The sequence below is a fragment of the Phenylobacterium sp. genome (genome assembly GCF_036821595.1).
Taxonomy (GTDB): domain Bacteria; phylum Pseudomonadota; class Alphaproteobacteria; order Caulobacterales; family Caulobacteraceae; genus Phenylobacterium.
The window spans coordinates 95420-105808 of sequence record NZ_DAISJG010000007.1 but is presented as its reverse complement, the minus strand read 5'-3'; the positions used below and the strand labels follow the sequence as shown (position 1 = coordinate 105808).

General features: G+C 69.6%; 12 protein-coding genes. 7 read left to right on the top strand and 5 right to left on the bottom strand.

Going from position 1 to position 10389, the window contains the following annotated elements; genetic code table 11:
- The first annotated feature begins 19 nt into the window (after positions 1–19).
- Entirely contained in the window at positions 20–724 is a 705-nt protein-coding gene (locus V7Z97_RS06090) for a M23 family metallopeptidase (RefSeq protein WP_334162109.1), read from the top strand.
- 320 nt (positions 725–1044) lie between these two features.
- Positions 1045–1344 carry a 50S ribosomal protein L28 gene (gene rpmB / locus V7Z97_RS06085; RefSeq protein ID WP_334162107.1) on the top strand — a complete coding sequence of 100 codons (300 nt, stop codon included), beginning with the start codon at positions 1045–1047 and terminating at the stop codon, positions 1342–1344.
- A gap of 65 nt (positions 1345–1409) precedes the next feature.
- On the opposite strand, the gene V7Z97_RS06080 is transcribed toward rpmB, so the two are convergent.
- The 3 genes from V7Z97_RS06080 to cobT are packed head-to-tail and all read right to left on the bottom strand — an operon-like array spanning position 1410 to position 4725.
- The gene (locus V7Z97_RS06080; RefSeq protein WP_334162106.1) at positions 1410–1820 is read right to left on the bottom strand and encodes a hypothetical protein; all 411 of its coding nucleotides are present in this window, start codon (positions 1818–1820) and stop codon (positions 1410–1412) included.
- 8 nt (positions 1821–1828) lie between these two features.
- Positions 1829–2782 carry an esterase-like activity of phytase family protein gene (locus V7Z97_RS06075; protein ID WP_334162104.1) on the bottom strand — a complete coding sequence of 318 codons (954 nt, stop codon included), beginning with the start codon at positions 2780–2782 and terminating at the stop codon, positions 1829–1831.
- Complete coding sequence (gene cobT / locus V7Z97_RS06070) at positions 2779–4725, bottom strand: cobaltochelatase subunit CobT (protein ID WP_334162103.1); 1947 nt, start codon at positions 4723–4725, stop codon at positions 2779–2781. The genes V7Z97_RS06075 and cobT overlap by 4 nt, the downstream gene beginning before the upstream one ends.
- 178 nt (positions 4726–4903) lie before the next feature.
- On the opposite strand from cobT, the gene V7Z97_RS06065 reads away from it, so the two are divergent.
- A complete protein-coding gene (locus tag V7Z97_RS06065) occupies positions 4904–5080 on the top strand; it encodes a DUF1328 domain-containing protein (protein WP_325460295.1) in 177 nt (58 codons plus the stop codon).
- Between the two features lie 71 nt (positions 5081–5151).
- On the opposite strand, the gene V7Z97_RS06060 is transcribed toward V7Z97_RS06065, so the two are convergent.
- Together V7Z97_RS06060 and cobS are read right to left on the bottom strand one after the other, a co-directional pair.
- Positions 5152–6333, bottom strand: a complete 1182-nt coding sequence (locus V7Z97_RS06060; protein WP_334162101.1) for a DUF3089 domain-containing protein — start codon at positions 6331–6333, stop codon at positions 5152–5154.
- Between the two features lie 199 nt (positions 6334–6532).
- Positions 6533–7534: a cobaltochelatase subunit CobS gene (gene cobS / locus V7Z97_RS06055; protein WP_334162099.1), complete on the bottom strand. Its 1002-nt coding sequence runs from the start codon at positions 7532–7534 to the stop codon at positions 6533–6535.
- A gap of 100 nt (positions 7535–7634) precedes the next feature.
- On the opposite strand from cobS, the gene V7Z97_RS06050 reads away from it, so the two are divergent.
- The 4 genes from V7Z97_RS06050 to V7Z97_RS06035 all read left to right on the top strand — a co-directional run bounded on the left by V7Z97_RS06050 (position 7635) and on the right by V7Z97_RS06035 (position 10294).
- Complete coding sequence (locus V7Z97_RS06050; protein ID WP_334162097.1) at positions 7635–8024, top strand: limonene-1,2-epoxide hydrolase family protein; 390 nt, start codon at positions 7635–7637, stop codon at positions 8022–8024.
- A gap of 10 nt (positions 8025–8034) precedes the next feature.
- Positions 8035–8895: a TauD/TfdA dioxygenase family protein gene (locus tag V7Z97_RS06045; protein WP_334162096.1), complete on the top strand. Its 861-nt coding sequence runs from the start codon at positions 8035–8037 to the stop codon at positions 8893–8895.
- 59 nt (positions 8896–8954) lie between these two features.
- Positions 8955–9275 carry a hypothetical protein gene (locus tag V7Z97_RS06040; protein WP_334162095.1) on the top strand — a complete coding sequence of 107 codons (321 nt, stop codon included), beginning with the start codon at positions 8955–8957 and terminating at the stop codon, positions 9273–9275.
- A gap of 329 nt (positions 9276–9604) precedes the next feature.
- Positions 9605–10294 carry an alternative oxidase gene (locus V7Z97_RS06035; RefSeq protein WP_334162093.1) on the top strand — a complete coding sequence of 230 codons (690 nt, stop codon included), beginning with the start codon at positions 9605–9607 and terminating at the stop codon, positions 10292–10294.
- Positions 10295–10389 lie beyond the last annotated feature (95 nt).

Sequence of the window (10389 nt, the reverse complement as noted above, 5' to 3'; positions counted from 1 at the left end):
GAGAGAAGGGTGAACCCACATGCTGCGCATGCGTCTGCGCGCCGCTGAGTCGGCGAAGGAGCGATTCGCCCAGGCGATCGCGTTCACGGCCCTGCTGGCCGGAACGGCGGCCCTGGCGAGCCCCGGCGGGCCCGGCGTCGGCCTGACCTCCGCCCGCGGCCCGGCGGCGGAGGCCGTCCAGGACCTCGACCTGCGCGGCTCCATCTTCCCGGCCGCCCAGGCGACCCAGCTGGTCTGGGACGGCGCGGACGTCGACGGTGACGGCCAGCCCGACTTCGCCAACCCCACCGGCCAGGAGACCCGCGGCCACGACGCCTATGGCTACGGGGAGTATGGCGCGCGGCGCGACGGCGGCTCGCGCCGCCACGAGGGCGTCGACTTCGTCGCCGACGCCGGCCAGACCGTGGTCGCCCCCATCTCCGGCTACGTCACCAAGATCGGCTTCGCCTACGCCGGCGACGACGACCTGCGGTTCGTGGAGATCACCAACCCGGCCCTGCGCTACGCCGCGCGCGTCTTCTACATCAACCCGAGCGTCGCGGTGGGGGACACGGTCGCCGTCGGCCGCGCCATCGGCAAGGTCTACAGCCTGCAAGGGAAGTACCCCGGCGGCATGACCGACCACGTGCACCTGGAGCTGATGGACAAGGGGCGGCGCATCGACGCCACCGAGGTCCTCGTCGCCCGCCACGAGCCGCTCACCGAGGTCGCCGTCGCCGACTGACGGCGGAGCCCGTATCGTCGGATCCTCCGCCGACGGGGTCCGGATTAACGACGCGGCGGAACCGCGGGAACGCGCGCGAAACGAATCATGACCGAATCGCTGACTCGCGGCGATTCGGCCTTTGTTCCCTACAACCCATTGTATTTGAGTCGCTTTGAGCCACAACGAGCTTCGCCGTTCCGAGTCCGCCTCATGCGCTGCGCGGGGCGTTTTCGCCGTCGCTGCGGGTTGACGCGCAAGGGGGCCTTCCTCTATATCGCCCGCTCCTCGCGCGGACAGGTCGTCCGCCGATCCCATTTCCACGCGAAGGTTACCTCGCCATGTCGCGCCGTTGCGAACTCACGGGTGTCGGACCGATGGTCGGCCACAATGTGAGCCACTCGAACATCAAGTCCAAGCGCCGCTTCCTGCCGGCCCTGTCGCCCGCGACCCTGCAGTCGGACGCGCTCGGCCAGTCCTTCCGCCTGCGCATCACCAATGCGGCGCTGCGCACCCTGGACTTCCGGGGCGGCCTCGACGCCTTCCTGGTCAAGGCCAAGGACGAGGAGCTCTCCCCGCGCGCCCTGAAGATCAAGCGCCAGGTGAAGGCCAAGCTCGCCGAGCAGGCCCCGGCCGCCTGACCGCGACAACAGAGTGTCGTTCCGAAAGGGCCGCCCTCAGGGGCGGCCCTTTTGCTTTGGCGCTGTCAGAAGCTGACCTTGGGAAGGGCGATGAGGCTGGCCCAGTCGATCTCCCAGTCCCAGGTCCCGTCCCGCCGCGGCTTCGCCGCGCCGGTCATCGTCAGCCGCCAGACGAGATGCGGATCCTCGGGCGCTTCAAGGAACAGCGACGCGCAGGCCTCGCCCGGCTCGAGGCGATAACTGACGCCCAACCCGCAGGAGGCCTCCGGACCAGCGATGGTCGCGGGGGCCCTGACCAGGCGCGCGATGCGCGCGGCGCACTCCGGCCAGATGCAGTCCAGGACGACGCCTTCGGGCGCCGTGCGCAGTTCGTGGACCAGGCGTTGGCCAGCGGCCAGGGCCCGCGCGTCCTCCGGCGCGCCTGCGCCCGCGGGGCTCACGAGGAGGAGGGAGACAAGGCCGGCGGCGCGCCACATGGCGCAGCCTAGGGCCGCCAGTCGAGGGCGATCAACAGGGTCCGCTGGATCGGCTGGAAATTGTCGTCGCTGACGAGATAGAAGCGCACCGACCCGTCCCGTCGGGGCACGGCGGCCATTCCCTCGAAGTTGTCGATCGTCGCCGGGCGCTGGATCAGGTGACGACCGACCACCGCGCCGCCGCGGTCGATGATCCGCAGCTCGATCCGGTTGCCGATCAGCGGGTTGAACGCCCGCAGCAGCCAGGCCGTGCGGCCGCCGGGCAGGGTGCGCACCGCCACCACCCCGAACTCCGGCGGCTTGTCGATCCGCGGGCCGGCGACGCACGGCGCAGCCAGCCGGCAGGTCCAGGTCTCGCCCTCGTTCTCGCTGGCGGTGACATAGGCGTCGGGCCCCCGGTCGGGGTCGGCGGACAGCGCCTCCATCCCGCCGTTGGGCGGCAGGGGCGCCTGCGGGGACGCCACCTCGCGAGGGGGGCCGCCCGCAGCCGGATAGAGCCAGATCCGGTGGCGCAGCTCGAAGCTGACCAGCATGTCGCCGGACGGCAGCAGGGCCAGCCCCTCCGAGTCCCCCCATTGCTTGCTCTCGATGGGCCGCCCGTCGAGGGCCGACAGGGGTTTCAGCTCGGCGTCGGCGACCCCGACCAGCCGCCCGGCCCGGTCCAGCACCAGGCGGGCCGTCAGCAGGTCGCCCTCGTCGCTGACCGCCACCAGCCGTCCGTCGGGGCGGACCTCCAGGTCCGACAGGCCGTGGAGGCGGGAGGTGGCCGGGGAGGTGAGCTCGAGCCCGCCCGCCCAGGTGAAGCCGTCCTTCGCGGGCCGCCAGTCCGCCGGTCCCTGCGGGATCGCCCGCGCCGCGACGGCGATTCCAGGGCCGCCGGGCAGCGGCGCGTCGGGAAGCGGCGCGACCGGCGCGCAGGCGGCGAGGAGGAGCGCGAGGACGAGCCCCCCAAGGCGCCTCACGCCACGGCTCTCCGGACTTCCTTGAAGGTCGAGCGGCGGGCCGGCCCGGAGGGCCCCTGGGTGTTCGGCGGCGGCTGCAGCAGGCCCGCGGTCCGCCGGGTGACCCGCCTGGGCTCCTCGTCGAACAGCTCGGCGAGCTGGTCGGTGATCGCGCCGGCCAGCTGCTCCACGTCGACGATGGTCACGGCGCGCCGGTAGTAGCGGGTCACGTCGTGACCGATGCCGATGGCGATCAACTGCACCGGGCTTTTGGCCTCGATCTCGGAGATCACCTCGCGCAGGTGGCGCTCCAGGTAGTGGCCGGAGTTCACCGAAAGCGTCGAGTCGTCCACCGGGGCCCCGTCGGAGATCACCATCAGGATGCGCCGCTGCTCGGGCCGGCCGATCAGGCGCTGGTGCGCCCACATCAGGGCCTCGCCGTCGATGTTCTCCTTCAGCAGCCCCTCGCGCATCATCAGGCCGAGGTTGCGCCGGGCGCGGCGCCACGGAGCGTCGGCGGCCTTGTAGATGATGTGGCGAAGGTCGTTCAGCCGCCCCGGCTGGGCGGGCTTGCCGGCCTTCAGCCAGTCTTCCCTGGACTGGCCGCCCTTCCAGGCGCGGGTGGTGAAGCCGAGGATCTCGGTCTTCACGCCGCAGCGCTCGAGCGTGCGGGCCAGGATGTCGGCGCAGACCGCCGCCACCATGATCGGCCGGCCGCGCATGGAGCCGGAATTGTCGATCAGGATGGTCACCACCGTGTCGCGGAACTCGGTGTCGTCCTCCTCCTTGAAGGAGAGGGGCGCGGTGGGGTCGGTGATCACCCGGGTGAGGCGCGCCACGTCCAGCAGGCCCTCCTCCAGGTCGAAGGTCCACGAGCGGTTCTGCTGGGCCAGCAGCTTCCTCTGGAGCCGGTTGGCGAGACGCGAGACCACGTTCGACAGGCTGGCGAGCTGCTGGTCGAGGTAGGCGCGCAGCCGGGTCAGCTCCTCGGCGTCGCAGAGCTCCTCGGCGGCCACGATCTCGTCGTGGGCGGTGGTGAACACCTTGTACGTCGGGACCTTGGGCTCGCCCTTCAGGTCGGGCCGGGCCGGCTGCTCGCCCTCGCCCATGTCCGGCGGCTCGTCGGTGTCCTCGGCGTCGGGATCCTCCTCCGCCTGCATCATCTGGCTGTCGGCGTCCTCGCTCTCGCGGTGGGTCGCCTCGGACTCGTCCATGGCCGTCTGCTGCGGCGACTGGCCCTCGCCGTCGCCCTCGTCCTGGTCCTCGCTCGACTCGGGCTCGCCTTCCTCGGAATCCTCGTCCTGCTCGGGCTGCTCGGGCGCGTCGGAGAGGTCGTCCCCCATCTTCAGGTCGCGCAGGATGGCGCGGGCCACCTTGGCGAAGGCCTTCTGGTCGTCGATCACCCCGGCCAGGCGGTCGAGGTCGGCGCCGGCCTTGGCCTCCACCTCCTCGCGGAACATGTTGACCAGCGGCTGGGCCATCGGCGGCGGCTTCTCGCCGGTCAGCCGCTCGCGGACCATCAGCGAGACCACCTCCGCCATCGGCGGGTTGGCCAGGGCCTCCACCTGGTTGAAGCTGCGCTTGGCCCAGGCCTGGTCCATCACCGCCTTCAGGTTCTCGCGCACCCCGCCCATGGCGTTGGCGCCGATCGCCTCGATGCGGGCCTGCTCGATGCCGTCGTAGATCGGCTGGCCCATGGCCGAGGCGGGCCGGGTCTTCGCATGCGCGGCCGCGTCGTGGTGGGCGATCCGCAGGGCCATCTGGTCGGCCAGGCCGCGGATGCGCGCGGCGTCGCCGGGCGTCAGGTCCCGCGGCGGATGGGGCAGCACCGCCCGCTTGCCCGAAAGCTGCGGCCCCTCGCCGGAGTAGACGATTTCCAGGTCCGGCGTCTCGGCGAGCGATCGCGCCGCGTGCGCCAGGGCCCGCTTGAACGGCTCCAGGGGGCTTTCGGGGTTCTTCGCCATGTCTGTCGTCTTAGATCAGGGCTGACGCGGCGCGAAACAAGGAAGTTGCGCGCCCCAATCCGCGCCGCCGCGCGATCGCTCCGTTCACGTCACGAGTCCGACACTTTCGGAACGCCCCGGCCAAGCCTGCGTTTGCGTCCCCGAGCCGAACAAGGGCTCGCAGTCATAGGAGAGCGCCATGCTGAAGTGGGCTCTGATCTTTGCGATCGTCGCGCTGGTCGCCGGCGCCCTCGGCTTCGGGGGTATTGCGGGCGCCTCGGCGGGCATCGCCAAGATCCTGTTCTTCCTGTTCGTGGTTGGCTTCCTGGTCTTCCTCGTCATGGGCCTGATGGCCGGACGAAAGATGACCCGTTAGCGGCCACGGCCCACGGAAAGAAAGAGCGCCCGCTCTCCACCTGGAGAGCGGGCGTTTTTCATTGCGCGGCGCTAGTTCGCCTTCGCCAGGTAGGCCTTGGCCTGCTCGCCCACGACGTCGACCAGGTTGCCAATGGCGACGTTCACATCGATCAGGTGCAGGCCCCAGTCCTTCATCACTTGGCCGGCGTTGACCACGTCGCCGGAGATGTCGTCGGTGCGCGGGTCGGCCGGGTCGGCGTTCACCTTCACCTCCAGATAGTTGAAGCCGTCCTTGGAGACGCACTGGCCGGTGAGCAGGCCGGGCGTGGCCACGAACGGCGTCGCCGGCTGCGGCTTGCCCTTCACCCACTCGGGAGCCGCCACCGAGGACGAGGCGATCGCCATGCCGTTGCTGTGATAGGCCTTCAGCTCGCCCTTCCCGCCCGCGAGCGCCGCGGGGTTGGTGCAGGCCGCCTCCATGCCCGCGGTGGGGACCTTGCCGAACCGGCTGACAGCCGGCGGCGGGACGTTGTCGCGGAAGGTGACGTAGGAGATGGCGCAGCCGGTTTGACCGGCCGACCTGCACAGGGGGATGGTCTTGAAGGCGCCGGTGTCCTTGCCGGCCTCGACCGGCAGGTTCGAGCCGAGGATCAGGGCCGAGACCAGTTGCTTCTGCACCGGCTTGCCCTCGATCTCCTGGGGGATCATCCGCTGCAGCACGCCCGAGCCCTGGGAGTGGCCGATCAGCACCACGCCGCGGCCCTTGTTCTCGTTGGCCAGGTACCAGTTCCAGGCGTCGACCACGTCGTTGAGGCCCACCTGCCGCACGGCGGGATCGGTGGAGCCGGGCAGGGGCGTCCCGGCGATGCCGGCGCGCAGGGCGGTCAGCGTCACCTGCCGGTAGAGCGGGGCGAAGATCCGGCACTTGGAGCCGAAGCGGGCGAGCTGCTGCTTCACCACGTTCAGTTCCTCGGCGTTGGCGGTCATGTCGGAGACCACGCCCGGGTCGGTGGAGACCGTCGGATAGACGTAGAAGCAGTCGATCGGCGCCTTGGGGTCGGCCTTGAACTGTTCGACCGAGGCCGTGCCGTCCGCCTTCACCACCGTGGTGGTCAGGTCGATCGAGCAGGCGTCGTTCGCCTTGCCCGGGATGCACAGCCAGTTGGCCTTGTCGGCGTAGTCGTTCTTCTGCGGCGCGGCCGTCTGGGCCTGCGGGGCCCCGGCGCCGAAACCGGCCGCGAGCGCAAGCGCCGCGAGCGTCATCCTGATCATCGTTTCCCCCAGCAATATCGTTCGAAGAATGGGTTTGATGATCGCGCGGCGGAGCGGAGCCGTCCAGTGCCCCGATAGGTGGCAGCCGGCCACGGCGAAGAAGCGCCGGACCGATGAACTCAGGTCAGGGGGGCGGTGCGTATGGGTCCCGACAAGCCGCTGGCGCGACCTTCCGGGGTGACACGGGGATGAGCGGCTCTTAAGCCACCCGCACCCGCGCCGTGCTCTCCGGCAGGTCCTGGCCGAAGGCGCGCTGGAAGAACTCGGCGACGGTGCCGCGCTCCAGCTCGTCGCACTTGTTCAGGAAGGTCATCCGGAACGCGAGCGCGATGTCGCCGCCGAAGATCTCGGCGTTCTGGGCCCAGGTGATCACCGTCCGCGGGCTCATGACCGTGGAGATGTCCCCGTTCATGAAGGCGTTGCGGGTCATGTCGGCGACGCGGACCATGGCGTTGATGGTCCGGCGGCCGTCCGGGTTTTGGTAGCCGGGCGCCTTGGCCAGCACGATCTCGGCCTCCACCTCGTGGCTGAGGTAGTTGAGCGTGGTGACGATGGACCAGCGGTCCATCTGCGCCTGATTGATCTGCTGGGTGCCGTGATAGAGGCCGGTGGTGTCGCCCAGGCCGATGGTGTTGGTCGTGGAGAACAGCCGGAAATAGGGGTTCGAGCGGATCACCCGGTTCTGGTCCAAGAGGGTGAGCTTGCCCGAGGCCTCCAGCACGCGCTGGATCACGAACATCACGTCCGGCCGGCCGGCGTCGTACTCGTCGAACACGAGCGCGATCGGCCGCTGGATCGCCCAGGGCAGGATGCCTTCGCGGAACTCGGTGACCTGCTTGCCTTCTTTCAGGACGATGGCGTCCTTGCCGACCAGGTCGATGCGGCTGATGTGGCTGTCCAGGTTCACCCGGATCATCGGCCAGTTCAGCCGCGCCGCCACCTGCTCGATGTGGGTCGACTTGCCGGTGCCGTGATAGCCCTGGACCATGACGCGGCGGTCGAAGGCGAAGCCGGCGAGGATCGCGCGCGTCGTCTCAGGGTCGAACTTGTAGGCCTCGTCCACGTCGGGGACGTGCGGGTCGCGCTCGCTGAACGCCGGGACCTGCATGTCGAAGTCCACGCCGAACGTGTCGCGTGAGGAGACGGTCCGGTCCGGGACCAGGGAGACGAGCTTGTCTTCGGTGCTGTCGAATGCGGCCATGGCGGGGTTCGATTACAGTCTTGCCGGAGCGGAAGCAAACCGCAGAGTGGACGAAAGCCGGCGCAGCCAGACGCCGGGACGCAGACGGGAGGGCGCGGCCATGGGCGACAACGAGACGGTCATCCGGAACTTCATCCAGGCCTGGTCCAGGCTGGACCCGGACGAACTGGTGGAGTTCTTCACGCCGGACGGCGTCTACCACAACATGCCCGCGCAGCCGGTGGCGGGGCGAGAGAACCTGCGGGCCTTCATCGCAGGCTTCATCGGGAGCTGGACCTCCACCGAATGGGACGTCCTGACCCTGATCTCTAAGGGCGACGTGGTGGTCGCCGAACGGCTCGACCGCACCCTGGTCGGCGACAAGGCCGTCAACCTGCCGTGCTGCGGGGTATTTGAGATGCAGGGCGGGAGGATCAAGGTGTGGCGGGACTATTTCGACATGCAGACCTACCTCAAGGCGCTCACCCGCGCGCCCGGGCAGGCCGGATAGGGAGGCCGCCATGCTCGCCGAAGCCACCGCCATCGAGGTGACGCCGCAGACGTCCGGCTTCGGCGCGGAGGTGAGGGGCCTCGACCTCTCCCGGCCGCTGCCGCCGGAGATCCTGGACCAGGTGAAGGCCGCCTGGGCGCGGCACGCCGTCCTGGCCTTCCCCGACCAGCCTCTCACGCTCGAGCAGCTCGAGGCCTTCACCTTGCAGATCGGGCCGTTCGGCAAGGATCCATTCATCAAGCCCATGCCCGGCCACCCCAACGTGTTGGAGCTGCGCCGCGAGCCGGACGAGAAGGCCACCAACTTCGGCGCCGGCTGGCACTCGGACTGGAGCTTCCAGCCGCAGCCGCCCGCCGCCACCTTGCTGCGGTCCGAGGTCGTCCCGCCGGTCGGCGGCGACACCCTGTTCTGCGACTGCACGCGGGCTTGCGAGGCGCTGTCGCCGACCATGCAGGCCATGCTCGCGCCGCTGCGGGCCGTCCATTCCGCCGGCCGCGCCTACGGGACGAAGGGCGTCTTCGCCCGGGAGACCGAGAAGCGGACCATGCAGATCATCGTCTCGGAGGAAGCCGACGAGACGCTCGCCCACCCGCTGGTGCGCACCCATCCGGTGACGGGCCGGAAGTCGCTGTTCGTGTCGCCCGTCTACACGGTGGGGATCGAGGGCCTGACGCCGAAGGAGAGCCAGGCGGTGCTGGGCTTCCTGTTCGCCCACATGGTCCAGGACGAGTTCGTCTACCGCCACAGGTGGCGGCCCGCCATGCTGCTGATGTGGGACAACCGCTGCACCATGCACCTGGCCGAAGGCGGCTACGACGGCCATCTCAGGGTCATGCACCGCACCACGGTGGCGGGCGACACGCCCGTCTGAACGCCGGCCCGGGTGACGCACGTCGCCGAACGTGGCTATATGGCCGCGGGGGTATCTTCATGCTGCGCGCACTGGGCATCGCTGCGTTCGCCGCGCTCGCCGGCTGCCAGACGCTGGGCGAGGTGAGCGGCGGCAGCGCGCTGTCCGGCCAGGAACTGGACACGGCGGTCGGCCTCTACGGACCGTGGGCGGAGTACCTCGTCCTCGATGGGAAGCGGACCTACGTCTGGCGCCGCCATTACGTCGCCGAGGATAAGCCCTACTTCTGCGAACTGCGGGTGGAGATGGGCTTCAGGCGGACCATCAGCACCAGCACCCTGCAGGGCTATCCCGACGCCTGCCGCCTGTTCGCGGTCCGCTACCGGACCGCGAACAACTGAGCGCCTAGCGGCCCAGGCGCTGCCAGGTGGACACGCCGAACAGCGCGACGCCGAACACCGCGTAGGACGCCACCACGAGGATCAGGAAAAGGTCTTGGCCGGTCATGTCGGGCTCCCGTGTCTGTGACGGGAGACATGACGCGTCGTCCACCCGCGGGAAATTCGGGAGCCGCCCCTAGGGGATTCTACGGACCCGCGCCGGCGCCTACGGGGAAACCCGTAAGGAGACGCCCCGAATATCCCCGGCTCGGGGCGGCCTCTATCTAGCCGTCATCGCCGCGACGAACCGCGGCTCCGCGATTTCCGTCAGACCAGAAGTGAGTAGCGTGATGACCGCCCCCCTCGTCGACCTCTCCGTCCACCATGCCCCCAAGGGCCTCTCCGATCGTGTCGCCTTTGGCTTCGTAAAGGCACTGCGCTTCTGCGCCGACACCTTCTTCGCCAAGCGCTACGGCCACCGCGCGGTGGTGCTGGAGACCGTCGCCGCCGTGCCCGGAATGGTCGGCGCCACCCTCAATCACCTGAAGTGCCTGCGCCGCATGGAAGACGACAAGGGGTGGATCAAGACCCTGATGGACGAGGCCGAAAACGAGCGCATGCACCTGATGACCTTCATCGAGGTGGCCAAGCCGACGGCCTTCGAGCGCTTCGTCGTCGTGGCCGCCCAGTGGGTCTTCTACCTGTTCTTCTTCGGCCTCTATCTGGTCTCCTCGAAGACCGCGCACAGGGTGGTGGGCTACTTCGAGGAGGAGGCGGTGATCAGCTACACCCACTACCTCGCCGAGATCGACGACGGCCGCAGCGAGAACGTCGCCGCCCCGGAGATCGCCCTCCGCTACTGGAACCTGCCGGCCGACGCCACCCTGCGTGACGTGGTCGAGGTGGTCCGCGCCGACGAGGCCCACCACCGGGACGTGAACCACGGCTTCGCCAACGAGATCGCTGGCCTGCCGCAGACCGAGGTCGCCCCGTGCCCCCCGCACGTGGTGCTCGAGCCGAACTGGAAGCTCGCCGCCTGACCGGGCGCCGGGCCCCAGCTAAGGCCGATGGAGGGCGGGACTTCGGTCCCGCCCTTTTTTCGTGGCCGTAACGCCATCCCCCTCTTTTCTTCGGC